General features: G+C 67.4%; 23 protein-coding genes and 2 riboswitches. Of the genes, 12 read left to right on the forward strand and 11 right to left on the reverse strand.

The features are described from left to right. Nucleotides 1-7: 7 nt before the first annotated feature. A complete protein-coding gene (locus tag QE494_RS18245; protein ID WP_300045884.1) occupies nucleotides 8-1,033 on the forward strand; it encodes a P1 family peptidase in 1,026 nt (341 codons plus the stop codon). Here QE494_RS18245 and modC read toward each other — a convergent pair. From modC to ettA, 5 genes are all read right to left on the reverse strand, one after another. Continuing rightward, the gene (modC, locus tag QE494_RS18250) at nucleotides 975-1,913 is read right to left on the reverse strand and encodes a molybdenum ABC transporter ATP-binding protein (protein ID WP_300045886.1); all 939 of its coding nucleotides are present in this window, start codon (nucleotides 1,911-1,913) and stop codon (nucleotides 975-977) included. The two genes, QE494_RS18245 and modC, sit on opposite strands and share 59 nt — an antisense overlap. Continuing rightward, on the reverse strand, nucleotides 1,910-2,587 hold the full coding sequence (gene modB / locus QE494_RS18255; RefSeq protein ID WP_300045889.1) for a molybdate ABC transporter permease subunit: 678 nt from the start codon (nucleotides 2,585-2,587) through the stop codon (nucleotides 1,910-1,912). The genes modC and modB overlap by 4 nt, the downstream gene beginning before the upstream one ends. Then, nucleotides 2,584-3,372, reverse strand: coding sequence for a molybdate ABC transporter substrate-binding protein (modA, locus tag QE494_RS18260; protein ID WP_300045892.1), 789 nt, complete (start codon nucleotides 3,370-3,372; stop codon nucleotides 2,584-2,586). The genes modB and modA overlap by 4 nt, the downstream gene beginning before the upstream one ends. Before the next feature lie 261 nt (nucleotides 3,373-3,633). Beyond that, nucleotides 3,634-4,035, reverse strand: a complete 402-nt coding sequence (gene arfB, locus QE494_RS18265; RefSeq protein WP_300045895.1) for an alternative ribosome rescue aminoacyl-tRNA hydrolase ArfB — start codon at nucleotides 4,033-4,035, stop codon at nucleotides 3,634-3,636. A 108-nt stretch (nucleotides 4,036-4,143) separates the two neighbouring features. Continuing rightward, the gene (gene ettA / locus QE494_RS18270) at nucleotides 4,144-5,805 is read right to left on the reverse strand and encodes an energy-dependent translational throttle protein EttA (RefSeq protein WP_300045898.1); all 1,662 of its coding nucleotides are present in this window, start codon (nucleotides 5,803-5,805) and stop codon (nucleotides 4,144-4,146) included. 449 nt (nucleotides 5,806-6,254) lie between these two features. Between ettA and QE494_RS18275 the strand changes: the two genes are divergently transcribed. Then, a complete protein-coding gene (locus QE494_RS18275; protein ID WP_300045901.1) occupies nucleotides 6,255-8,051 on the forward strand; it encodes a DEAD/DEAH box helicase in 1,797 nt (598 codons plus the stop codon). A 78-nt stretch (nucleotides 8,052-8,129) separates the two neighbouring features. On the opposite strand, the gene QE494_RS18280 is transcribed toward QE494_RS18275, so the two are convergent. Beyond that, a complete protein-coding gene (locus QE494_RS18280; RefSeq protein ID WP_300045904.1) occupies nucleotides 8,130-10,025 on the reverse strand; it encodes a hypothetical protein in 1,896 nt (631 codons plus the stop codon). 171 nt (nucleotides 10,026-10,196) lie between these two features. On the opposite strand from QE494_RS18280, the gene gloA reads away from it, so the two are divergent. Then, nucleotides 10,197-10,586: a lactoylglutathione lyase gene (gloA, locus tag QE494_RS18285; RefSeq protein ID WP_300045907.1), complete on the forward strand. Its 390-nt coding sequence runs from the start codon at nucleotides 10,197-10,199 to the stop codon at nucleotides 10,584-10,586. Nucleotides 10,587-10,595: 9 nt separating this feature from the next. Next, entirely contained in the window at nucleotides 10,596-11,021 is a 426-nt protein-coding gene (locus QE494_RS18290; protein WP_300045910.1) for a VOC family protein, read from the forward strand. Between the two features lie 46 nt (nucleotides 11,022-11,067). Here the strand turns inward: QE494_RS18290 and QE494_RS18295 are convergent, their stop codons facing one another. The 4 genes from QE494_RS18295 to QE494_RS18310 all read right to left on the reverse strand — a co-directional run bounded on the left by QE494_RS18295 (nucleotide 11,068) and on the right by QE494_RS18310 (nucleotide 13,557). After that, entirely contained in the window at nucleotides 11,068-11,271 is a 204-nt protein-coding gene (locus tag QE494_RS18295) for a DNA-binding protein (protein WP_300045913.1), read from the reverse strand. 148 nt (nucleotides 11,272-11,419) lie between these two features. Next, the gene (locus QE494_RS18300) at nucleotides 11,420-12,223 is read right to left on the reverse strand and encodes a thiazole synthase (protein ID WP_300045916.1); all 804 of its coding nucleotides are present in this window, start codon (nucleotides 12,221-12,223) and stop codon (nucleotides 11,420-11,422) included. A 3-nt stretch (nucleotides 12,224-12,226) separates the two neighbouring features. Next, the gene (gene thiS, locus QE494_RS18305; RefSeq protein WP_300045919.1) at nucleotides 12,227-12,430 is read right to left on the reverse strand and encodes a sulfur carrier protein ThiS; all 204 of its coding nucleotides are present in this window, start codon (nucleotides 12,428-12,430) and stop codon (nucleotides 12,227-12,229) included. Then, complete coding sequence (locus tag QE494_RS18310; RefSeq protein ID WP_300045922.1) at nucleotides 12,427-13,557, reverse strand: FAD-dependent oxidoreductase; 1,131 nt, start codon at nucleotides 13,555-13,557, stop codon at nucleotides 12,427-12,429. The genes thiS and QE494_RS18310 overlap by 4 nt, the downstream gene beginning before the upstream one ends. Beyond that, nucleotides 13,544-13,664, reverse strand: a riboswitch (TPP riboswitch). Its footprint overlaps the gene before it by 14 nt. Nucleotides 13,665-13,774: 110 nt before the next feature. After that, nucleotides 13,775-13,878: riboswitch (TPP riboswitch) on the forward strand. Here QE494_RS18310 and thiD point away from each other — a divergent pair. From thiD to QE494_RS18350, 8 genes are all read left to right on the forward strand, one after another. Then, nucleotides 13,870-14,730, forward strand: coding sequence for a bifunctional hydroxymethylpyrimidine kinase/phosphomethylpyrimidine kinase (gene thiD, locus QE494_RS18315; RefSeq protein WP_300045926.1), 861 nt, complete (start codon nucleotides 13,870-13,872; stop codon nucleotides 14,728-14,730). It overlaps the preceding riboswitch by 9 nt. After that, the gene (locus QE494_RS18320) at nucleotides 14,730-15,824 is read left to right on the forward strand and encodes a long-chain fatty acid--CoA ligase (protein ID WP_300045929.1); all 1,095 of its coding nucleotides are present in this window, start codon (nucleotides 14,730-14,732) and stop codon (nucleotides 15,822-15,824) included. The genes thiD and QE494_RS18320 overlap by 1 nt, the downstream gene beginning before the upstream one ends. Continuing rightward, nucleotides 15,821-17,416 (forward strand): acyl-CoA reductase, encoded by a 1,596-nt coding sequence (locus QE494_RS18325; protein WP_300045932.1) that lies wholly within the window; start codon nucleotides 15,821-15,823, stop codon nucleotides 17,414-17,416. The genes QE494_RS18320 and QE494_RS18325 overlap by 4 nt, the downstream gene beginning before the upstream one ends. Nucleotides 17,417-17,442: 26 nt before the next feature. Further along, nucleotides 17,443-18,174, forward strand: a complete 732-nt coding sequence (locus tag QE494_RS18330; protein ID WP_300045943.1) for an ABC transporter ATP-binding protein — start codon at nucleotides 17,443-17,445, stop codon at nucleotides 18,172-18,174. A gap of 47 nt (nucleotides 18,175-18,221) precedes the next feature. Then, nucleotides 18,222-19,013, forward strand: coding sequence for an ABC transporter permease (locus tag QE494_RS18335; RefSeq protein ID WP_300045946.1), 792 nt, complete (start codon nucleotides 18,222-18,224; stop codon nucleotides 19,011-19,013). Between the two features lie 77 nt (nucleotides 19,014-19,090). Further along, complete coding sequence (locus tag QE494_RS18340; RefSeq protein WP_300045935.1) at nucleotides 19,091-20,119, forward strand: ABC transporter substrate-binding protein; 1,029 nt, start codon at nucleotides 19,091-19,093, stop codon at nucleotides 20,117-20,119. A 76-nt stretch (nucleotides 20,120-20,195) separates the two neighbouring features. Further along, on the forward strand, nucleotides 20,196-20,987 hold the full coding sequence (locus tag QE494_RS18345; RefSeq protein ID WP_300045937.1) for an SDR family oxidoreductase: 792 nt from the start codon (nucleotides 20,196-20,198) through the stop codon (nucleotides 20,985-20,987). Between the two features lie 72 nt (nucleotides 20,988-21,059). Continuing rightward, nucleotides 21,060-22,157, forward strand: coding sequence for a thiamine phosphate synthase (locus QE494_RS18350; RefSeq protein WP_300045940.1), 1,098 nt, complete (start codon nucleotides 21,060-21,062; stop codon nucleotides 22,155-22,157). On the opposite strand, the gene QE494_RS18355 is transcribed toward QE494_RS18350, so the two are convergent. Continuing rightward, nucleotides 22,145-22,884: sulfite exporter TauE/SafE family protein (locus QE494_RS18355; protein WP_336619450.1), on the reverse strand; the 740-nt coding region annotated here is incomplete at its 5' end. The two genes, QE494_RS18350 and QE494_RS18355, sit on opposite strands and share 13 nt — an antisense overlap.

Genomic DNA, 22,884 nt, shown 5'->3' on the forward strand with positions numbered 1-22,884 from the left:
AGACGCCATGCCTCACACCCTCCCCCGCCCTGATCAACGTCCTGACCTCAGCGCTATCACCGACGTGGCCGGTATTTCGGTCGGTCACTTCACCGAGCCCCGCCGGCCCACCGGCTGCACCGTCGTGCTTGTGCCCGCCGGCGCGGTCGGCGGCGTGGACGTGCGAGGCGCTGCGCCCGGCACCCGCGAGACCGACCTGCTCTCGCCCGTCAATACGGTGGACGTGGTGCATGCGGTGCTGCTATCGGGGGGCAGCGCCTTTGGCCTGGACGCGGCCGGCGGCGTGATGCGCTGGCTGGAGGAACAAGGCGTGGGTGTGGATGTGGGCGCTGCGCGTGTGCCCATCGTGCCCGCTGCGGTGCTGTTTGACCTGCTGGTGGGTGATGCGCGCATCCGGCCGGGCGCCGATGCCGGCTACGCCGCCTGCGAGGCCGCCTCACACACGCCCCCCGCCGAGGGCAATGTGGGTGCCGGCACGGGGGCCTGCGTGGGCAAGGTGTTTGGCCATGAGCGCGCGATGAAGGGTGGCATCGGCACGGCGTCAGTGACGGTCGGCGGCGTGACGGTCGGCGCACTGATTGCCTGCAATGCGCTGGGCGACGTGATCGACCCCGACACCGGCCGGGTGCTGGCCGGCGCGAGAACGGCCGACGGCCAGGGCCTGGCGGACATCCGCCGCAGCCTGCTGGCGGGCGAGGCGCCCATTCCCATTTTGGCGGGCAGCAACACCACCATTGGCGTGGTGGCCACCGATGCCAAGTTGACCAAGGTTCAGGCCAACCGCCTGGCCCAGGTGGCGCACGACGGCCTGGCGCGCGCGATCAACCCGGTGCACACGGTGGCCGACGGCGACACCCTGTTCGCTTTGGCGACCGGCCGCCACGACAAGCACCCGGGAATGATGGTGCTGGCCACCATGGCGGCCGAAGCAGTGGCCCGGGCCACGGTGCGGGCGGTGCGGGCGGCGCAGAGCCTCACCGCGGTGAATGCGCGGGGGCAGACGCAGCACCTGCCCGCGGCGCGGGATCTGTAGCGGCGCGGCCAAGCGGCAGCACGCGCAGCCAGATCCGGGCGCCCAGCGCCTGCCCCTCGTCGGGCAGCCAGAGGCTGCCGCCCTCAAACTGCACCCGCAGCCGCTGTCCGTCTGCGTCGCGCTCGGCCACCTCGGCGCTCACCAGCGTACCGGCCTCGATGCCGGCAAGCACCGCCAGAGACTGATCGACCAGCACCGCGTCGGCAGGCCCCTCGGTGCGCACCTGCCCCGCCTCCAGCACCACCAGGTGGTCCGCCAGACGCGCGAGCTCACCGACCGAATGGGTGACATACAGCATCGGAATGTGGAGCTCGTCGCGCAGGCGCTCCAGCCAGGGCAGCACCTCGCCGCGCCGCGCCGGATCGATCGCCGACAGGGGCTCGTCCAACAGCAGCAGGCGCGGGCGGGTGGCCAGGGCGCGGGCAATGGCGACCCGCTGACTCTCCCCGCCAGAGAGCTGGCCGATACGGCGGTCCATCAGGTGCCCGATCCCCAGCAAGGCGACCGCCTCGGCCAGGGCCTGCGCGGCCCCCGGCTTGCCGGCTCTGCGAAGCCCGAAGTCGAGGTTGCGGCGCACGTCCAGGTGCTCGAAAAGGCTGGGCTCCTGAAACACATAGCCCAGGTCACGGCGCCAGGCCGGCAGGCACACACCTGCGGCATCGTCCTGCCAGGCCTCCCCCAGCACGCGCACCTCGCCCCGGGCGGCCGGCTCGAGCCCGGCTACGCAGCGAAGCAGCGTGGTCTTACCCGAGCCCGAAGGGCCGAACAGCACGGTGATCCCCCGGCCGGGCAAGCGCAGATCCACCGAGAGCCCGAAGTCCGCGCGCTGCAATGACAGCTGCAGATGCAGCCCTGCGTCCGGTTGAAGGCGGTCACTCATGGCATGACGCCATCACTGCGCCGCTTGATCAAGTACAGAGGCAGCAGCATGAGGAAAGAAAAGGCCAGCATGCCAGCGGCCAGCGTATGGGCCTGGGCATATTCCATGGCCTCCACATGGCCGTAGATCTGGGTGGACACCACCTGCGTGCGCCCAGGGATGTTGCCGCCGATCATGAGCACCACACCGAATTCGCCCACGGTATGCGCAAAGCTCAAGATGGCCGCAGTGACCAGCCCCGGCCGGGCCAATGGCAAGGTGACCGAGAAAAACGCGTCAAGCGGGCGCGCACGCAGCGTGGCGGCCACCTCCAGGGGCCGGCGCCCCATGGACTCGAAGGCGCGCGCAATGGGCTGCACCGCGAAGGGCAGCGAATAAATCACAGACCCCAGCAGCAGGCCAGGGAAGCTGAAGGACAGCAGCCCCCAGCCCAAGGCCTCAGTCAGCCGCCCCAGCGGCCCCTCCGGGCCCAGGATGACAAGCAGGTAAAAGCCCAGCACGGTGGGCGGCAGCACCAAGGGCAAAGTGACCAGCGCGCTCACCGGCGCGCGCCAGCGCGAGCGGGTCTGCGAGAGCCACCAGGCCAGTGGCGTGGCCAGCAGCAGCAGGCAGAGGGTGGTCAACGTAGACAGTTGCAGCGTGAGCTGGATCGCTGACCAGGCGGCGGCGCTCATGAGCCCACCCCAGCGCCCAGGCTATAGCCATGTGCGCGAATCACCGCACGCGCCTTGTCGCCACGCAGGTAGGCCAGCAAGGCGGTCGCGGCCGGGTTGCCCTGGCCGCGCGAGAGCAGCACGGCGTCTTGTCGTATTGGGTCATGCAGGCTGGGGGGAACGATCCAGGCGGAGCCCTCGCGAATACGGCCACCAATACGGCCGTCCATGCGACCGTCCACCAACACCTGGGACAGGGCCACGAAACCGAGCGATGCGTTACCCGTGGCCACGAACTGGTAAGCCTGCGCGATGTTCTCCCCCACCACCAGACGCGGCTGCCACTGAGCCGTCACACCCATCCTGTCCAGCACCTGCATGGCGGCCTGGCCGTAAGGCGCGAGCCTGGGATTGGCGATGGCCAGGCGCGGGAAAGCGCCTGTGCGCAGCACCTCCCCCCGGTCGTCGACTCGCCCGGGCTGGGGACTCCACAGCACCAGCTGGCCGAGGGCATACGTGAAACGCGAGCCGGAGACGGCGAGGCCTTCACGCTCCAGCCGCTGGGGTGTCTCATCGTCGGCCGACAGAAAAACATGGAAGGGCGCACCGTTGCGGATCTGGGCGTAAAAGCTGCCGGTGGCGCCCAGGGACACGACGGCCTGGTGACCCGTGTCCTGGGCAAATGCCCGGGCGATCTGCTGCATCGGCGCAGCGAAATTGGCCGCCACCGCCACGGTGACTTCGGCGGCGTGGGCGCCAACGCCCAGAGCGAGCGCGCAGATCAGCGACAGAAAAAGCTTCGACATAAGGCCAAGGCCCGCAGCGTGGTCGACATGCCACGGGCCCTGCGGACAAGTACAAGAGCAATAGTGCGAGGAGGTTGGTGCGAGGAGGTTGGTGCGAGAGCGTTTGAGCGAGAGCGTTTGAGCGAGAGTGTGTGCGAGGGAGTTTGCCCGACGGAATTGGTCCAAGGGAATTTAACACCCGCACCACCTGCACCACCCGCACCCGCCACACCGGCCAGTACAGCCGCAGGCCTTCCGCCCGCAGCTTCGAACCCAGCGCCTTTAGTCACCCGCCTGCCGACGGCTGGCCTTGAGCAAACCCTGCTTGGCCTTGCCCGCCAGCCGCCTTTGTACCGACGCCCGGGTGGGCCGGGTGGCCTTGCGCGCCTTGGGCGCCCGTTCGTAACGCGCGAGCAACTCGTACAGGCGCGTCCAGGCATCCTGGCGATTGGCCTCCTGGGTGCGATAGCGCTGGGCTTTGAGGACCAGCACGCCCTCGGGTGTGAGGCGGCTGTCGGTATCGGCCAGCCAGCGGGCCTTGACCGCATCGGGCAGGCTGGAGGTGCCCACGTCAAACCGCAATTGGATGGCGGTGGACACCTTGTTCACGTTTTGCCCACCCGGCCCCTGGGCGCGCACGGCGGTGAGTTCGACTTCGGATTCGGCGATGTGCAGGCGGTTCATGGCGCAGGTCGATAGTCGATGGAACCTGGCGCCTGCGCAGAACGCTGGCCCGGCGCAAGCGAATCAGCGACCGCAATCGCAACCGCTGGCGTTGCCGGACCCGCGCGCTTACTTGAGCGCCTTGTAACGCACCCGCTTGGGCGCCGCGCCGTCCACACCCAGGCGCTTTTTCTTGTCGGCTTCGTACTCTTGGTAGTTGCCGTCAAAAAAGACCCACTGGCTGTCACCCTCGGCGGCCAGGATATGGGTGGCGATGCGGTCCAGGAACCAGCGGTCGTGGCTGATCACCAGCACGCTGCCAGCGTACTCAAGCAGCGCGTCTTCCAGGGCGCGCAGGGTTTCCACATCCAGGTCGTTGGAGGGTTCGTCGAGCAGCAGCACGTTGCCGCCAGCAATCAGGGTCTTGGCCAGGTGCAGGCGGCCGCGTTCACCGCCAGAGAGTAGGCCCACCTTCTTTTGCTGGTCGCCGCCGTTGAAGTTAAAGCGGCCGCAGTAGGCGCGGCTGGCCATCTGGAACTTGCCCACGTTCATGATGTCCAGCCCGCCGGAGACGTCTTCCCAGACCGTCTTGTCGTTGGACAGCGCGTCGCGATGCTGGTCGACAAAAGCCATTTGCACCGTTTGGCCGATGACCACCTCGCCGGAATCAGGCTGCTCTTTGCCGGCGATCAGCTTGAACAGCGTGGACTTGCCAGCGCCGTTCGGGCCGATGATGCCGACGATGGCACCGGCCGGGATGTTGAAGGACAAGTTGTCGATCAGGACCCGGTCACCGAAGGATTTGGTGACGCCCTTGAACTCGATCACCTGGGTGCCCAGGCGCTCGGCCACAGGGATGAAGATTTCCTGCGTTTCGTTGCGCTTTTGATATTCGAAGTCAGAAAGCTCCTCAAAGCGGGCCAGTCGGGCCTTGCTCTTGGCTTGCCGGCCCTTGGGGTTCTGGCGCGCCCACTCGAGCTCTTTCTTCATGGCCTTGGAACGTGCGTCTTCAGTGCGCTGCTCCTGCTCGAGGCGGGCTTCTTTTTGCTCGAGCCAGTTGCTGTAGTTGCCCTTGTACGGGATGCCATGACCGCGGTCGAGTTCAAGAATCCACTCGGCGGCGTTGTCCAGGAAGTAGCGGTCGTGGGTGATGGCCACCACGGTGCCGGGGTAACGCTGCAGAAACACCTCCAGCCAGTCCACCGATTCGGCGTCCAAGTGGTTGGTGGGTTCGTCGAGCAGCAGCATGTCGGGCTTGGACAGCAGCAGCTTGCACAGGGCGACACGGCGCTTTTCGCCGCCAGAGAGCAGGCCGATCTTGGCGTCCCAGGGCGGCAGGCGCAGGGCGTCGGCGGCGATCTCGAGCTGGTGCTCGGAATCGGTGCCAGAGGTGGCGATGATGGCTTCGAGCTTGGCCTGCTCGGCGGCCAGGGCGTCGAAGTCGGCGTTTTCCTCGGCGTAGGCGGCGTACACCTCCTCGAGGCGGGCCTTGGCGGCGTTGACCTCGCCCATGGCCTCTTCGACCTCTTGGCGCACCGTGTTCTCGGCGTTGACCTTGGGCTCCTGGGGCAGGTAGCCGATGTTGAGGCCGGGCATGGGCATCGCCTCGCCCTCGATCTCCTTGTCGATGCCGGCCATGATTTTCAGCAGCGTCGACTTGCCCGAGCCGTTGAGGCCGAGCACGCCGATCTTGGCGCCGGGGAAGAAGGACAGGGAGATGTCCTTGAGAATTTGACGCTTCGGCGGCACGATCTTGCCGACGCGGTTCATGGTGAAGACGTATTGAGCCATGGCGTGATTATCGCGGCTGAGGCAGGCTCCTGGTATGAAAGGGCCATGTGAAGGCCGTACCAGGGCCATACGAGAGCCGTACGAGAGCCGTACGAGGGTGATGTGAGGGTGATGTGAGAGCCATGTGAGGACCCTGCGAGGGCCAAGGGCGGGCCGGCAGCCCCCTTCGGTCAGCCCGGGCCAGACCCCGACCGCCCGGCCCCCAAACCGTGCGACAATGCCCTCGCCCCGCAACCAGCAGGCGTGGCACCGGCAAGTTGCCGGGGACCGAACGGACCCCCTCGCCCTTCCAAGTTAAGCGCTCCCAGCGGGCTGCTTCCCGAAGAAACCCGCGAGACAGATCCGACGGCTCCACCTCCCAAGAATCGAATCAGCCTTTGACTGGCTCGGCGCCTCCGGCGCCGGACAGGCCGATTCCCAGCGCCGCGGAAATTCGGCGCAAAACATTGATGACATTCGACGAACTCAATCTGGCACCCGCCATCCTCAAGGCCGTGCACGAGCAGGGCTACGAAATCCCCACCCCCATCCAGGCCCAGGCCATCCCGGCCGTACTCGAGGGCCGAGACCTGCTGGCAGGCGCCCAGACGGGCACCGGCAAAACCGCCGCCTTCACCCTGCCCCTGCTGCACAAGCTCTCCAAGGGCGAAGGCAAGATCAACAAATTCGGTAAGGACGGCATCGCCGCCCTGGTGCTCACCCCCACCCGCGAACTCGCGGCCCAGGTGGAAGAGTCTGTCCGCACTTATGGCAAATACCTCCCGCTCACCTCCGCGGTGATCTTCGGCGGCGTGGGCATGAAACCGCAGATCGACCGCATTCGGCGCGGCGTCGACATTCTGGTGGCCACCCCCGGCCGCCTGCTCGACCTGCAACAACAGGGCCACTTGGACCTGTCCACCGTCGAGGTGCTCGTTCTCGACGAAGCCGACCGCATGCTGGACATGGGCTTCATTCATGACGTGAAGAAGATCCTGGCCCTGATGCCCAAGGACAAGCAAAGCCTGCTGTTCTCGGCCACCTTCAGCGACGAGATTCGCGACCTGGCCAGCGGCCTGCTCAAAGACCCGCAAAGCATCCAGGTGACCCCGAGCAACACCACGGTGCAGCGCATCACCCAGGTGGTACACCCGGTGGGGCGCGCCAAGAAGAAGGCGCTGCTGGCGCACATCATCCAAAAGCATGAGTGGAGCCAGGTGCTGGTCTTTGTGCGCACCAAGTTCGGCGCCAACCATGTGGCCGAGTTTCTCGAGAAGAACGGCATCACCGCCATGGCCCTGCACGGCAACAAGAGCCAGGGTGCACGCACCCAGGCGCTGGCCGGCTTCAAGTCGGGCGACATCCGCGCCCTGGTGGCCACCGACATTGCCGCCCGCGGTATTGATATCGAAGACCTGCCGCACGTCGTCAACTACGAAATCCCCAACGTCCCCGAGGACTACGTGCACCGCATCGGCCGCACCGGCCGCGCCGGCCGCGAAGGCCAGGCGGTGAGCCTGGTGTGCCTGGACGAAGAGGGCTTCATGCAGGAGATCGAGCACTTCACCAAGCAGCAGATCCCCTCTGAGCCGGTCGAGGGCTTCGGCCCCGACGAAGGCGAGCGCGCCGAGCCCATCGCCATGGGCCGTCAAACCCTATGGGGCGGCGCCGGCAAGCCACCCTCCCGTGACGTGATGGCCGCAGCCGCCAAGGCGGCACGCTCGGAAATGATGCAACGCATCCGCGACAACAAGGTCGGCAACGGCAACGCTTCGAATGGTGGCGGTGGCGGTGGCGGACGCGGCGGCCGTGGCGGCGGTGGCGGCCAGCGCTCCGACCAGGGCGGTGGTGGGGAAGCTCAGCGTCCCCGCCAGGGCCAGGGGCAAGGTCAAGGCCGTTCGCAGCCGCAGGGCCAGCGCGCTGGCGGCGGCGGCGGTAACCGCGGCTTCGGGGGCGGTCAGCAGGGCCGAGGCAACCGCCAAGGCGGTGGCGGTGGTTATGGCGGTGGCCAGGGTGGCGGCGGTGGTAACCGCGGCTACGGCGGCCAGGGCGGGGGCGGGCAAGGCGGCGGACAGGGCGGCGGCGTTCCGCGTCACCTGATGGACGACGACGAATACCAACCGCGCATGGGCGCACACAACCCCAGCAGCCCCTTTGTTCAGCGCGAGCCGGCCCCGGTTCGCAACAACGACGGCCAACCCGATCCGCTGCGCACCAGCGTGGATGTGATGGGCGGGGGGAAGAAGAAGAACTTCTGGCGGAGGTAATCTGATCAGCCGGACTAAGGTCTCCAGGAGGCGTGGGCTGGGTGACTCCAGAGGCAGAGGTGCCGAACTCGGTTCCGGCTAGGAACTGTTGACCGAAGGAGTACCGTAGAGGGCATCGACTTCCTTGGCGAGTGTTGCGCCCTCCCCTTTCAGGGCTTCCATTCTTTCCGTTAGATCGGTGATCTTGGTTGAAAGCACGCCGCTCCGAACTGATGCATCGATGTTGTAGTTTGAACCTTCGGGCTTTGATGCCAGTCTTTCCTGCTCCCTCACCGCAGCTTCTCGCTGGCTCTTAAGTTTGGCGAAATCCCTGACCTTTGCCAGGTAGGCGTCGAGCGCATCCTGCTTGGCCTCGAGCGCGAGGATTCGGTTCTGCGATTTACCGATCAATGGGTGCAGTGCCTGAGCGGCATTCGTATAGGCGGTCGCCGTCTCATCACTCTTCTTCTTGAACCAAGTCCCTCGCTCGTACGCACTGGCCTCTTGGAGTCCGCGCTCAACTTGACTTTTGAGCTTGGCTAATTCTTTACGCTCGGCTCTGAGCTCACTCTTGATCCGCCGAAGCTCTTCCGGTGTAAGGAGGGATGACTTCGATGCCGCCACTGAAGCCAATTCAGGGGCGGAGGCGGCGCCCTTAGCAGAGACCAGTTGAACCCTAGGCAGACGATCGGATTGCGGCGATGAATTCCGAATAAAGGCCTCCGCAGACGCGATTGTCAGATCACGCTGATTTTGGTCAGCAGAGCTGAAATCTTGGATGTATTGATTCAGCCGCATCGCGATCACCTCGGCAGTCAGCGCCGGCTCTGCAGCCGAGCTTGAGGCAAATGCAGCGTCGATCGCTGCGACGCAGAGCGGGCCGCAGCCGTTTGCAGCCATACCATCCTGAATAGAGCCAAAAGCGGTATACACCTCGTAGCCGGCTTCCTTGAGAGCGGCAGCAATTGTTGGACCGACTACCTGAGAGGGAGTCCCGTCGCCATGAGGCTGTTTGGCATTGCTATCAAAAATGACCAGGCTTGGCTTGGCGTTTTGAATGTCTGCGGCTGGGGGCATCGCAATGATAGCCACCCAATGTTCTGCCTGATGATAAAGAGTGACAGCCGGCTTATTCTGGTTGGCGAATGCTGATCTGACCATACCTCCCACCTGGTCCGTCACATTCCCCTGCGATGGAAAGGTCGTCCCCCCCCCTCTGCTCAGGACCTTAAACCGGTCCCCCTTCAACCGCAACATCGCTGGTAAGAGCTGTTCATCAGAGAAAAAATTCCGAGTTGGACGGCGGACCTCAGAAATTTCAGGTGTCTCGGGCCTTCGATTGACGGCCTCCCCAGCCGGTTGCGACGCTGCGGATGCTCCAACTGAAGCGCGCCCCTGCGCGGTCGGGATTTGCGCTTGTCGATCCGACAGAGGCATGCGAAGAGCGCTGTCGACCCACTCCTTCGTCCCATCTCCCATATGGGCCCCATATGCTTCCTGGAGACTGCTAATTGCGGTTCGAATCGTGTCTGCAGAATTGGATGCGGCACCAGTTTTCGCTGCAGAGGAATGCGTTATTTCGTCTATGGCTTTACGGGCCTTAGCCGCCAAAGCGCCCACCATGCCGTCTGCTGCCGCGATGGTGACGAGTGTCTTAACTGCCTCGCCATCCCCTCGCTCCGCAGCGGTAATCGCATCGTCGAGGCGGGTATCCAGATGATATTTGAATGGGTCGGCGTCATTGCGCAGAGATAGTTGGGCCGAGCGATCCTTCGTCGCTTTAGCTGCGAGCTCGGTGTAGTAGTGGAACGCTGAAATAAGCTGCTCTACATCCATTGACTCGGCATTCAGACCCTGTTCCGGACCATTTGCGCGCTTGGCAGAAGTTTCGGCCGAAGCCGCAGAGGCAGTGTTTGGTGCGCCGGTGGGACGCAGAGGAATTGCAGCATTTGAGCTGGGCTGAGCAGCCCATTTGGATGAGCGGGCGCGTTCCATTCCGATTCACTCCTGAAAAATAACCCGGGTAGGTGACGGGGGGTGGGTAACTACTGCAACAAGCCCGTTCCCCTGCCCACCGCGCGTCTGCCGCCTACTCATCCGCTCCGGCTTTTTTTGAACCTACTGCGTGCCGCAGGGCCCAGCACGACGGGCGCGATAATCCCCCCCATGCGCTTCCTCCACACCATGCTCCGCGTCGGCGACCTGCAGCGGTCGATCGACTTCTACACCCGCGTGCTGGGCATGACCCTGCTACGCACCACAGACCGGCCAGAGCAGAAGTACTCGCTCGCTTTTGTGGGCTACGGCAGCAACCCGGACCATGCCGAATTGGAGCTCACCTACAACTATGGGGTGGAGCAGTACGAGTTGGGTACCGCCTACGGCCACATCGCCCTGGGTGTTGCTGACGCCTACGGCGCCTGCGAAAAAATTCGTGCCGCCGGCGGAGCCATCACCCGTGAGCCGGGGCCGGTCAAGGGCGGCACGACGGTGATTGCCTTTGTCACCGATCCGGACGGCTACAAGATCGAGCTCATCGAGCGTAAGAACAGCTGAGCTTTGCAAATGACCGCTGCCCTCACGCCTTTCCACCTGGCCTTTCCCGTTCACGACCTGGATGCCGCGCGCCGCTTCTATGGCGGGGTTCTGGGTTGCGCCGAGGGGCGCAGCTCGCCCGACTGGATTGATTTCGACCTGTTCGGCCACCAGATCGTGGCCCACCTGTGCCCCGGCGCCTCCGGCGCGGCGTCGGTGAGCAAGGTCGATGGAGCGGGGGTGCCGGTGCCGCACTTCGGCGTGGTCTTGCCCATGCCCGCCTGGGAGCAGCTGGCCGAGCGCGTGCGCGCGGCGGGCGTGAAGTTCGGCGTGGAGCCGCATGTGCGCTTCAAGGGCCAAGTGGGAGAGCAAGCCACCATGTTCTTCCTCGACCCCTCAGGCAACGCGCTGGAGTTCAAGGCCTTCCACGACCTGGGGCAGTTGTTCGCGAAGTAGGCGAGCGGGCCGGCGCTGCTGCCGGCAGGCGGAAAAGCCTAATGCCTTAGTGTGGGGAGGTGGTCACAGTGGCCGGCGCCGATGACCACTTGTTTCCAACCTGAGCGACGACGCCCAATGCATGGGTGAGCTCAGCGGCGTCACCCGCTTCGAGCACTAGGGAGAGGTACAGAGCCATGTCCTCTTTTGACCAAAGCGACTCCGCCATGTCGAAGTCGGGCAGTTCTGAGATTCGGGTCTTGGGAGTCATATCTAGCGAATCCTTGGGGGTCAGGGCCAATCCGATCGTCATTCTGATGGCGGTGGTCTAGGTTCGGCGGAAACCACCACCAAACGTCAACGCCATGTACCTTCGATGAACTGACGACGCAGATTTCACCCGGGCCTCAAGGGCAGCCTCAAAGCACGAACGGCCGGCCCGTCACCGGCGTGCTCGGCACGGCCATGTCCTGCCGGGCCATGATGCCGGCCTCCCAGGCCAGGCGGCCGGACTCGACGGCCAGCTTGAAGGCCAGGGCCATGGCCACCGGGTCGCGGGCCTGCGAGACAGCGCTGTTCAGAAGCACCGCGTCGTAGCCCAGTTCCATCGCCTGCACCGCGTCCTTGGGCGAGCCGATGCCGGCGTCGACCACCAGCGGCACGTCGGGGAAGCGCGCGCGCAGGGTGCGCAGTGCCGTAGGGTTGAGTAGGCCCTGGCCCGAGCCGATGGGCGCGCCCCAGGGCATGAGGATGCGGCAGCCCGCGTCCAGCAGGCGCTGGCAGGAGACGATGTCGTCCATGCAATAAGGGAAGACCTCGAAGCCGTCTTTGGCCAAGGTGCGCGCGGCCTCGACCAGTTCGTAGGGGTCGGGCTGCAGGGTGTGCTCGTCGCCCACCACCTCGAGCTTGATCCAGTGCGTGCCGTAAAGCTCACGCGCCATGCGGGCCAGCGTGACCGCTTCGCTGGCGGTGCGGCAGCCGGCGGTGTTGGGCAAGAGGTGAGCGCCAGTGGCGCGCACCAGGGCCATGAAGTCGTTGGGCTTGCCATCACCGGCCAGCTGGCGCTTGAGGCCCACCGTCACCACCTGGCTGCCGGATACAGCCACCGCCTGCTGCAAGACAGCGGGCGAAGGGTAGCCCGCGGTCCCGAGGAAGAAGCGGCTTTGCAGGGTGACGCCGCCGATCGTGAGCGGCGCAGTGGCGGGAGAAGAAGCAGCGGACATCGCTCAGCCTCCGGTGATGGGTTGGAAGGTAAAGACCTGGTCACCTGGCTTCAGCAGGTGGGCGGCGCGGAGGTCGCGGGCCACGAAGTCGCCGTTGACGGCGGTGGCCAGGGCCTGGGGGGATGCGGCCAGTTGCGCGACGAGGTCGGCCAGGGTGCTGCCTTCGGCCACTTCACGGGCCTGGCCGTTGACGGTGATGGCAATCATGCAGAGGTCTCCGAGGGAGCCGGCTCGCTGAGCGCGGCGAGGGCTTGTTCCACCAGCGCCGGCCCGATGAGCCAGCCATGCCGGAACAGGCCGTTGACCTGGGTGAGCCCGGGCTGGGTGTGCAGCACGGGCAAGTTGTCGGGCAGCGCGGGACGCAGGTTGGTGTCGGTGAACACCACACGTGCCTCGGCCAGTGCCGGCAGCACGCTGTGCGCGGCGGCCATCAGCTCGACGCTGGTGCGCAGGGAAATGGGCGAGCGGTCTTCGCTTTCGATCTCGCTAGCGCCGACCAGCACCCGGTCGCCCGCGCGCGGCACGATGTAAACGCGGTGGCGCGGATGCAGAAGCCGCAGCGGCCGGTTCAGGCGCAGGCCGGGCGCGTGCAAATGGACGATTTCGCCGCGTACCCCGCGCACCGACAGTTGCGGCCGGGCGCCGGTGCCACGGACATCGAACACCCAGTCGGCTCGGACAACGCCCTGGTCGGTGTGGAGGGCGCCGGGCTCGGCCCGCTCCACCGTCCGGCCCCAGTGAAAACGCGCGCCAGCACCCTGGGCGCCGAGGGCCAGCGCCGCCATGGCCTGCCAAGTGTCGATCTGGCCCTCGCCCTCGAGCAGCCAGGCATGGGCGGGGCCGCGGATGTCGGGCTCGAGCGTGGCGAGTTCTTGCAGGTCGACGCGGCGCGGCGCGTGGCCTGCAGGCGCCTTGTCGGCCAGCAGGTCAACCACACGTGCGGCGGCGCCTTCGTCACCCCGGTGAGCCAGCAGCAGGGAGCCCTGCGCGCGCAGGTCTACCGGCCGCAGCGGGCCGCCGTCTTCACCGGCGAAGGGAGCGACGGGCACCGCCGGCAGGCCAGCGAGCAGCTCGGGCCACAGTTGCAGGGAGCGCAGGCCGAGCTGGTAAACATTGGCGTCGGCACATTCGAGTTCAGAGACAGGGGAGAGCATGCCCGCTGCGGTCCAGCCGGTGGCGCCGCGCACCTGGGGGCCGGGGGCCAGGTCAAAAACCTCGACCACATGGCCCGCGCGCGCCAGCTGCCAGGCGAGCAGCCGACCCAGTAGGCCAGCGCCGGCTATAGCGATATTCAGGGGTGGCCGTGGGGTGGCCGGATGGGACTGCGCAGACATCTCTTCTTTCGCCGGTACGAACCGGATCAAGTTCGCGGGTTTGGACTTGCCATCTCAGCGAGGACCCGCGCGATTTGCGCCAGCCTCCCGCACCCCGGAGCGTGGCCGCATTGTAGGCGGGCCGAGCGCGACGCCCGGTGGCGCGACGCCAGATCGCGAGGTGGCTGGAGGGCGGGGCGGCCGAGCGGCAAGGCCAGCCCGAGCTCGTGCGACAATCCGCCTCGCTCCGGGGTGCACGCCTGATTCGCAGGCCGTGCTGAGAAACACACCCGAGAACTTGATCCGGTTCGCACCGGCGTAAGGAGAGCCTGCATGCACAACGCCTCGTCTTCGGGCCTTATCGCCCGCTCCCTGCGCTACCCGCGCGTCCTCACCATCGCCGGCTCGGACAGCGGCGGAGGCGCTGGCATCCAAGCCGACCTCAAAACCTTCTCTGCCCTGGGCTGCTTTGGCATGAGCGCGATCACCGCCCTCACCGCCCAAAACACGATGGGCGTGCGCGCCATACATCCGGTGCCGCTGGACATGCTGGAAGCCCAGATTGCGGCGGTGGTCGAAGACATTGGCGTCGACGCGGTCAAGATCGGCATGCTGCATTCATCGGCGACGGTACGCAGCGTGGCTGCCGCCCTGGACCGGCATGGCCTCAAACAAGTGGTGTTCGATCCGGTCATGGTGGCCACCAGCGGTGCCACACTGATCGACCGCGAGGCGATTGCGGTGCTGGTGGACATGATGTTCCCCCGGGCCCTCCTCATCACCCCCAACCTCGATGAAGCCGCCCTGCTGGTGGGCCGCCCCCTGGCCAGCGAGTCCGACATGGAGGCTGCGGCCCAGCAACTGCTGACCATGGGCGCGCGCGCGGTGCTGCTCAAGGGCGGGCACCTGGCTGGCGATCAGGTGAGCGACCTGCTGCTGACCCCGGGCGCCGGGCCCCTGTGGATGCGGGCGCCGCGCCTCCACAGCGCCAATACCCACGGCACCGGCTGCACGCTGTCAAGCGCCATTGCTTCGCACCTCGCCCTGGGCGCGGCGCTGCCCGAAGCGGTGGCCCTGGCGCGGGACTATGTGCGCGGCGCGCTCGAAGCCGGCGCCGCCGTACGCACGGGCGAAGGCAGCGGTCCACTCAATCACGGCTGGCAGCCGGTGGTGACCCGGACCTTCGCACTGTGATGAAGGCAGAGGCATCCACCCAGACGCAGGTGCCTGCGCTCCTGGCCTTCATTACCCAGGACGGTTGCAGTGACGCCGAGTTCGACGCCATGGCGCTGCGGCTCTTTGAGCACCAGTACGCACACAACGCGCCCCTGCGGCGCTTTTGCCAGGGACGCGGCGTGACGCCCAGGCGCATCCGCCATTGGCATGAAATTCCGGCGGTACCGATCAACGCCTTCAAGGAACTCACCTTGAGCTGTGAGCCGCCCGAGGCCTGCGCGCGGGTGTTCATGACCAGCGGCACCACAAGGGCCGAGGTGAAGGGCAAACACCACCACCCCAACATCGCGGTGTGGGACCTGTCCATGCGGCGCGGCTTCGAGCACTTCTTCATGCAAGGGCTGCCGCCGCAGGTGCCGATGGCCCTGCTGTTCCCGCCCGAAGAAGAACTCGGCAACTCCTCGCTGGGCCGTTACCTCTCGCAGGCGAAGCGCCTGTTTGGCGCACCCGGCAGCGGCCACTTCGTGAGCACCCAGGGCATGGACCTGCCGGGGTTGATGGACTTCCTGCACCGCGCTGAAGCGGGTAGCGAGCCGGTCGCCCTGCTGGGCGCCAGCTACGCCTTCGTGCATTTGCTCGACGCTCTGGCCGCCGAAGGCCGGCAGGTGAAGCTACCCGCCGGGAGCCGGCTGCTGGACACGGGCGGCTACAAGCGCCAATCACGCGAGCTCGCGCTGGATGATTTCTACGACCAGCTCTCGCAAGCGCTGGGCCTGCCCCGCGCGCACTGCGTCAATATGTATGGCATGACCGAGCTGAGCTCGCAGTTCTACGACGCGGGCAACGACACCGTGCCTTCGGTCAAGCGCGGCATGCACTGGATCCGCTCGCGGGTGGTAAACCCACTCACCGGCGCAGAGATGCCGCGCGGCCAGGTGGGCGTTCTGGTGCACTGCGACCTGGCCAGCTTCAATTCGACCACCACCATCCTCACCGAGGACCTGGGGCGCGCAGTACACGGCGGCTTTGAACTCTTGGGCCGGGCCGAAGGCGCGCAAGCGCGCGGCTGCTCGCTGGCGGTGCAAGAGTTTCTGCAGGGGGCGCGGGGATGAACCCAAGCGCCGCCAATTCCGCAGCCGGGCAGGACAGCGGCGCCCACGCGCGCACAGGGCAGGCGCGTGCACGCTGGGCCGCCGGCCACCTGCCGCCCGTTTTTGCCGGCCAGGTGGGGACGCGCGATCTCAAGTTCGGCGACCTCACGGTCACCGTGCCCGCACCCGATGCCGCGCAGATGCAGGCGCTGGCCACCCATGTGGCGCGCGCCACGCGCGAGGTGCTGCGGCCCCTGCCCGTCTCCAACCTCGTCACCCACATTGACCGGGCGGTGGGTCGTCTGCTCGACCCGCAAGACCCGTGGCGGCGCCTGGCCGACGACCTACTGCCACGCGTGACCGGCTACGACGCGCAGATGGTGCAGGTGGCCCTCACGGGCTACCTGCAGCAGTTCCGCGCGCCGCAGCTGCACCGCTTTGTGACGGAGGACTTTGCCAACCCCAAGGTGCTCGACGAGTTCCAGCCCAGCGCCAAGGGCGGCGCGGTGCGCGCGCTCGGCCCCACGCTGCTCGCCCACTCCTGGGCCGGCAATGTGCCCGGACTGCCGCTGTGGAGCCTGGCCTGCGGCCTTCTGGTCAAGGCGGGAGGCATCGGCAAATTGCCCAGCGCCGAGCCGGTGTTCGCCTCGCTCTTCACGCAGCTGCTGGCCGAGGTGCATCCCCCGCTGGCCGAGGCCCTGGCGGTGGTGTGGTGGAAGGGTGGCGAGGCCGAACCCGCCGCCAGCCTGTACCGCGCCGCCGACTGCGTGCTGGCCTACGGAAGCAACGAGGCCATCGCCCAGGTGCGCGAGCAGGTACCCGCCAACACCCGCTTCTTGCCCTATGGCCACAAGCTGGGCGTCGCCCTGGTGGGCCGCGACGGGCTGGACCGCCAGCGCGGGCCTGCGCTGGCGCGCGCAGCCGCCCACGACGTGACCCGCTACGAGCAACAGGGCTGCTACTCGCCGCATGTGGTTTATGTCGAGCGCGGCGGAAACCTGTCTCCACGCGAGTTTGCGCAGCACCTCGCCAGCGAGCTGGCCGCACTGGCCCGCCAGCATCCGCGCCGCGCATTGGGCCTGGCCGAAGCGGCGGCGGTTGGCGGCTGGCGTGAGGCGGCCGAGATGCGGGCACTAAGGGGCGCGGGACATGAATTGTTGGGGCATGCCGGCGGGGCCACCCTTGCCTCCACACCCTCATCCACACCCGCACCCACATCTTCTAACACCCCTGCACCCGCCCCAGCTGGCTGGTCGGTGGCCTATGCCGACCAGCCCCTGCCCCTGGCGCCCAGCACCGGCTGGCGCTGCATCCAGGTGGTGGCGGTGGACTCTCTGGAGCAGGCCGTCACGCTGATCGCGCCCCACGCGCTCTTTTTGCAAACTGCCGCCGTGGCCGTCGGGCCGGCAGCGCTCTACCCGCTGGCCGAGCGCTTGGCCGAAGCGGGCATCACACGCGTCACCGCGCTGGGCCGCATGACCGCCCCCGAGGCCGGCTGGCACCACGACGGCGGCTTCAACCTCGCCAGCCTGGTGCGCATGGTCGATCTGGAAATGGCCGCCGAGCGCGCCGCTGACCGGCTGGCGCCGTATGCGCAGGAGGATGGGCCGTGAGTGCCGGCGAGGGTGCTTTCCTGGCGATGGACGGCGTGGGCCTGGACTACGGCGGCGTTCGCGCGGTCGATGCGGTGCAGTTGCGCGTCGCCGAGGGCGAATTTCACTGTCTGCTCGGGCGCAGCGGCTGCGGCAAGACCAGCTTGCTGCGGCTCGCCGCGGGACTGCAGGCGCCCACCCGCGGCGCGGTGTGGGTGCAGGGCCAGGCACCGGCCGAGCGCCGCGCCGAGATCGGCTTTGTGTTCCAGGCGCCCACGCTGCTGGAGTGGCGCAGCGCGCTGGACAACGTGCTGTTGCCGATTTCTCTCCTGCGCCGGCCCACCGCGCAAGACCAGGCGCAGGCGCAGAACTTGTTCGATCGAATGAGCCTCCAAGGCTTGCAGCAACGGCGGCCGCGCCAACTGTCGGGGGGCCAGCAAAGCCGGGTGGCCATCGCGCGAGCGCTCGTCACCGCGCCGCGCCTGCTTCTGCTCGACGAGCCGTTTGCCGCCCTCGACGCCATCACCCGCGAAGAACTGCAGCAAGACTTGCTGCGCGCCTGCCGCGAAGCGGGCACCACGGTGCTCTTTGTCACGCACGACCTGGAGGAGGCGCTGTTCCTCGCCGACGACATTCACCTGATGGCCGAGGGCCGACTGACCCAGACCTTCCGGCCCGAGTTGCCCCAGGCGCGTGGAGCCGACCTGCGCGCCTCTGCCGGCTTCGCCGCCTGGGGCGGGCGACTGCGTGAGTGTTTGCGGGAAGGAGTTGCCCCATGACGCGGAACGCAACCTCCAGCAACCCGCGCAGCGACGTGCCAGGGGACATGCCCGCAGACATCGTCCGCAGCGCCCCACGCCATCAGGGCCTGCTGACCGCCTTGGCCTCCCTCGCCCTGCTGGCCCTGGCGTTGGCGCTGTGGGAACTGGCCTCGCGCCGGCTTGGGCTGCCTGCGCTGGTGCTGCCGCCGCCCTCCTCCGTGGCCGCAGCGCTGTGGAAGGGGCTGGCCAGCGGCTACTTTCGCCCGCACCTGCTGGCCACCACCTGGAATCTGGCGCTAGGTCTGGCACTGGGCTGCAGCATCGGCTTCCTGGCTGGCATTGCCCTGGCCGAATCGGCTGCCCTGCGCCGGCTGCTCTGGCCCTGGGTCGTGGTGAGCCAAGTCATTCCGAAGCTGGCGCTCATGCCCCTCTTCATCCTCTGGTTTGGCTTTGGCCACACCTCACTGGTGGTGATCACCGCGCTCATTTGCTTTTTCCCGCTGCTGGAGACAACCGCTACCAGCCTGCGCCAGGTGGCGCCCGAGCGACTGGAGCTGTTTCGAATGCTAGGCGCAAGCCGCTGGCAGACGCTCTGGCAATTGAAGCTGCCCACCGGCCTGCCCGGCGTGCTTGCCGGCCTGCGGGTGGCGGTGATGCTGGCCCTGGTGGGCGCGGTGGTGGGCGAGTTCATCGGCGCGAGCCAGGGCCTGGGTGCCTTGGTGATTGCGGCGCAGGGCAGCATGGACACGCCGCTGATGTTTGCGGTGCTGGTGCTGATTGCGCTGCTTGGCGTCGTCGCCTACCAACTGACCTTGTGGTTCGAGGCCACGCTGCTGCGACGGCATGACCTGAGCTGAGATCGCCCACCTGATTCAACGCCGCCTTGCCCCACCCGCCGAACGATCAAAACGGACTCTCCTTGCTCTCCCTGCCCATGAAGAAAACTCTCACCGCTCTCCCCTCGCTACGCCCAACACGGCGTGCGTTCCTGGCCGCTCTCGGAGCTTCAGGCCTGGCAGCCTTGACCGCGCACCCACCCGCTCTGGCGCAGGCGCGTGACCGACTCGTGGTCGCCGGCTGGAGCAAGCCCATCTCGGAAGTGACGCCCTTGCTGGTGGACCAGGACAAGGGCTTCTACCGCGCCCAAGGCCTGGCACTGGAGTACCTGCCAGGAGCTGGTGGCGGTGACGCGATCCGCAACATCCTCTCCGGCCAGGGCGATGTGGCCTTCACCGACCCGGGCTCCCTGTTCGCGGCGCTGGACAAGGGCGAGAAGCTGCGCGCCGTCTACGACATCTACCCGCAGAACGTGTTCAACGTGGTGGCGCTCAAGTCCAGCGGCATCAGCAAACCCGCCGACCTCAAGGGCAAGCGCATCGGTGTCTACAGCCTGGCCTCGGGCACGCGCCAAAACCTGCTGGTGCTGCTGCACCAGGCGGGCCTGGCGGAGAGCGATGTGACCATCGTGGTCACTGGGCTGCTTAACTTCGCGCCGCTGATGCAGGGCCAGGTGGACGCCACCGCCGCCACCGACACCGGCCTGGCGGTGGGCCGCCTTCGCGGCCTGGGGGAGGTCAATGTCATCGAAGTAGGCAAGAGCCTGCCCGTGTCGAGCGACCTGTTCGTGGTGCGCGAGGAGGTGTACCAGCAGAAAAAGCCCCTGCTGCGCCGCTTTCTGCGGGCCTACCGGGACGCGTCAGCCTGGATGATCGCCCAGCCCGAGGAGGCCGCGCGCCTGGCCGCTGTCCGCGCCATCGACGGCAGTGACCCGGCGCTGAACCTCACGATCATCAAGCTGCGCAATGCGTCAAGCCAGTCGGCCTTGACTACCCGCCAGGGCCTGGGCGCGCTCGACTTGGCCTCGCTGCAGCAGGCTGCCGATGTCTACCGCAAGCTGGGCATGATCGAGAAGCCGCTGCGTATGGCCGAGGTGGTGGCGACCGACCTGCTCCCCGGACGCTGAGGGGACAGGATACCAAAAGCCAAAAGCGATAAGCAGACAAGCCCTCACTTCTCATCCCGCAGCAAGGACGCACACCATGGATTTCAAAGGCCAAGTGGTTCTGGTCACCGGCGCTGGTCGGGGCATTGGCGCGGCGATCGCGCGCGCTTTTGCCGCCGAGGGTGCTGCGGTGGGCATCAACTACCTGCAGGATGAGGCCGCCGCTGCACTGACCGTGGATGAATGCCGCCGGGTCGGCCAAGCCCACGGCGGCGACGCGATTGCCCTGCGCGGCGACGTCACCCGGCCGGGGGACTGTGCCCAAATGGTGGAGGCCCTGGTCAGCGAGTTTGGCCGCCTCGATGTGCTAGTGAATAACGCCTTCCGCCCTTATGCCTTCGACCCCGAAACGCGCAAGCCCCTGGAGGCCCTGACGCTGGCCGACTACCAGGCCCAGTTCGAGGGCGCGGTGGGCGGCGCCCTGCACATGACGCAAGCGGCCCTGCCGCATCTGCGCCGGCAGGCGCTCGGCGCGGGGGCCGGGGCCATCGTCAATGTGGCCACCAATCTGGTGGAACACCCCGTGGTGCCTTATCACGACTACGCCACCGCCAAGTCGGCGCTGGTGGGCTTCAGCCGCAACCTGGCGGCCGAACTGGGGCCGCAGGGCGTGCGTGTGAACTGCGTGGCGCCGGGCCTGGTGCACCCAACCCGCGGCAGCGAAGGCACGCGCGCCAGCTTCCGCGACGAGCTCGCCGCCGCTACCCCGCTGCGCCGCCTGGCACGCCCGGAAGACGTCGCCGGCCCGGTGCTTTTTTTGGCCTCATCCTGGAGCGGCTTCCTGACCGGGCAGGTCTTGATGGTCGACGGTGGTTTGGTGATGCGCTGAGGCTGCACGATAGACGCCCCAACGACACGCCCCACACGGCTCAGACGGCCCCACACTTCAGACGCATTCACGATGTCACTCTCCATCACCCAGCCCCTGCCCCTCTCCAGCAGCCGACTCACGCTGCTCTCGCCGCCCACAGGCATGGCCCTCGAGGCAGTCCCGGCCTGGGCCGCTTCCCGGCGCCAAGCCACGGGTGACGCGATCTGCGTGGCCGGCGTGGTGACGGCAAACCATCCCCTGCACTGGATGGAGACCAGCTATGCACGCGGCTGGGTGTTGCTGCAACCGAGCATTTCGCTGGACGGCGCCTCGCTGGCCAGCGCCTTCGCCGAGCAGCGTGCGCGCGGCTTCGTCGACGCCGATGCGGCGCTGCTAGCCCTGGCCCGCGCCAGCGGCGTCCTGCCCCGCCTGTCCTGGGGCGAGGCGCCCGACTTTCCGGTGCTGCGTACGGCGTCCTCGGGAGCAGCCCCGCGCCGCCTCGGCCTGTACGCCATCGTCGACAGCGCCGAGCGCTTGCAAGCAGTGCTCGATGCCGGCGTGAAAACAGTACAAGTGCGCATCAAGCGTCCCGCCCATCCCGACGCGGTCTGGGAATCGTCACTGCGAGAGCAACTGGCGCGCAGCATCGCAGCGGCCCGCGCCGCAGGCGCCGAGTTGTTCGTGAATGACCATGCAGATCTGGCCCTGGCGCTAGGCGCCAGCGCCATTCACCTCGGGCAGGAAGACCTGCTGGCCCTGGGCGACGCCGGCCGCGCCGATCTGGTGGCCACCGGCCTGGCCCTGGGCGTGAGCTCGCACAGCGTGTGGGAGCTGTGCCGCGCGCGAGCGCTGCCCCTGCGTTACATCGCCTGCGGCCCGGTGTGGGCGACCATCACCAAGGACATGCCCTGGGTGCCGCAAGGCCTGGACAACCTGGCCTGGTGGGCGCGTCATGCCGGCGCGCCGGTGGTGGGCATCGGTGGAATTCTCACGCCGGCACAAGTCGAGCAGGTAGCTGCCTGCGGCGCAGATGGCGTCTGCCTGGTGCGTGGCCTGGGCGATGACCCGTCGGCCACATTGCCAGCCTATGCGGCGGCGCTCGAGCGGGGTCGTAAGCGAGCCAGCGATGTGGCGTCAAATGCGGCACTGATCCAGGAACTCCATCCGAGTCTGGCTCAGACGCAGTAAGCGAGGATCTGCCGGCCCATGTCCATGCCCAGGGCGGCCAATGCAGCGAACACCAGCACCGCGCCGGCCAGGCGGGTGCCCCAGTCCTTGCCGGGGCCCTGGGCGCTGCGCAGCCGGGCCATCAAGACGGGCATGAGGACCAGCCCGATGCTGCTGGCCGTGGCAAACAGCCCCATGGCCAGCGCCCCCTCCCAGGGTGAGGCGGTGAGCGAAGCCACGAGGAGCGCGGACCACAGCAGGCCACAGGGCATGAAGACCCACAGCAGGCCGGCGGCGAACAGGCTGCCTTGGCCTTGCACAGCAGGCCGGATACGCGCCCACAGTTGCAGGCTGGCCCGCTGCGCCCAGTCGGGCTGGTGTGCGAGCACCAGCAGCGACAAGCCCCAGGCCAGTACGAGCAGGTGAAACAGGGTCCACAGCGGCCGCAGGGCGCCCCCCTGCGCGGTGAGCAGCGCCAGGCCTTGCGTGGCGAGTGCAGCCAGCGCGCCGACCGCGCTGTAGCCGGTGAGGCGACCCACGTGGAAAGCGATGGTGCGGCGGTCGGTGGCGACCTGGCGCAGAACGAACACGGTGCCCGCGCCGGCCTCACGCCCCTGCCCTGTGCCGGTCAACCCGGCGCAGGCTGCGCCGCACATCGCCGCGCAATGCGGGGTGGCGGCCAGACCCATGGCCAAGGCGGTGAGCAGGAGGGTGACAGACATCGGCTGACGCAGCGACTCAAAGAATG

Origin of the sequence: Ramlibacter sp., from assembly GCF_029866045.1 — a bacterium.
Taxonomy (GTDB): domain Bacteria; phylum Pseudomonadota; class Gammaproteobacteria; order Burkholderiales; family Burkholderiaceae_C; genus Ramlibacter.

Coding starts and splice junctions, on each gene's coding strand:
- QE494_RS18330 (WP_300045943.1), top strand. CDS start 17,443: ATGGACGGCGTGGGCCTGGACTACGGCGGCGTTCGCGCGGTCGATGCG.
- ettA (WP_300045898.1), bottom strand. CDS start 5,805: ATGGCTCAATACGTCTTCACCATGAACCGCGTCGGCAAGATCGTGCCG.
- QE494_RS18280 (WP_300045904.1), bottom strand. CDS start 10,025: ATGGAACGCGCCCGCTCATCCAAATGGGCTGCTCAGCCCAGCTCAAAT.
- modC (WP_300045886.1), bottom strand. CDS start 1,913: ATGAGTGACCGCCTTCAACCGGACGCAGGGCTGCATCTGCAGCTGTCA.
- arfB (WP_300045895.1), bottom strand. CDS start 4,035: ATGAACCGCCTGCACATCGCCGAATCCGAAGTCGAACTCACCGCCGTG.
- QE494_RS18275 (WP_300045901.1), top strand. CDS start 6,255: ATGACATTCGACGAACTCAATCTGGCACCCGCCATCCTCAAGGCCGTG.
- QE494_RS18310 (WP_300045922.1), bottom strand. CDS start 13,557: ATGTCTGCGCAGTCCCATCCGGCCACCCCACGGCCACCCCTGAATATC.
- QE494_RS18350 (WP_300045940.1), top strand. CDS start 21,060: ATGTCACTCTCCATCACCCAGCCCCTGCCCCTCTCCAGCAGCCGACTC.
- QE494_RS18245 (WP_300045884.1), top strand. CDS start 8: ATGCCTCACACCCTCCCCCGCCCTGATCAACGTCCTGACCTCAGCGCT.
- QE494_RS18290 (WP_300045910.1), top strand. CDS start 10,596: ATGACCGCTGCCCTCACGCCTTTCCACCTGGCCTTTCCCGTTCACGAC.
- QE494_RS18335 (WP_300045946.1), top strand. CDS start 18,222: ATGCCCGCAGACATCGTCCGCAGCGCCCCACGCCATCAGGGCCTGCTG.
- QE494_RS18325 (WP_300045932.1), top strand. CDS start 15,821: ATGAACCCAAGCGCCGCCAATTCCGCAGCCGGGCAGGACAGCGGCGCC.
- thiS (WP_300045919.1), bottom strand. CDS start 12,430: ATGATTGCCATCACCGTCAACGGCCAGGCCCGTGAAGTGGCCGAAGGC.
- QE494_RS18340 (WP_300045935.1), top strand. CDS start 19,091: ATGAAGAAAACTCTCACCGCTCTCCCCTCGCTACGCCCAACACGGCGT.
- thiD (WP_300045926.1), top strand. CDS start 13,870: ATGCACAACGCCTCGTCTTCGGGCCTTATCGCCCGCTCCCTGCGCTAC.
- modB (WP_300045889.1), bottom strand. CDS start 2,587: ATGAGCGCCGCCGCCTGGTCAGCGATCCAGCTCACGCTGCAACTGTCT.
- QE494_RS18295 (WP_300045913.1), bottom strand. CDS start 11,271: ATGACTCCCAAGACCCGAATCTCAGAACTGCCCGACTTCGACATGGCG.
- gloA (WP_300045907.1), top strand. CDS start 10,197: ATGCGCTTCCTCCACACCATGCTCCGCGTCGGCGACCTGCAGCGGTCG.
- QE494_RS18300 (WP_300045916.1), bottom strand. CDS start 12,223: ATGTCCGCTGCTTCTTCTCCCGCCACTGCGCCGCTCACGATCGGCGGC.
- modA (WP_300045892.1), bottom strand. CDS start 3,372: ATGTCGAAGCTTTTTCTGTCGCTGATCTGCGCGCTCGCTCTGGGCGTT.
- QE494_RS18345 (WP_300045937.1), top strand. CDS start 20,196: ATGGATTTCAAAGGCCAAGTGGTTCTGGTCACCGGCGCTGGTCGGGGC.
- QE494_RS18320 (WP_300045929.1), top strand. CDS start 14,730: ATGAAGGCAGAGGCATCCACCCAGACGCAGGTGCCTGCGCTCCTGGCC.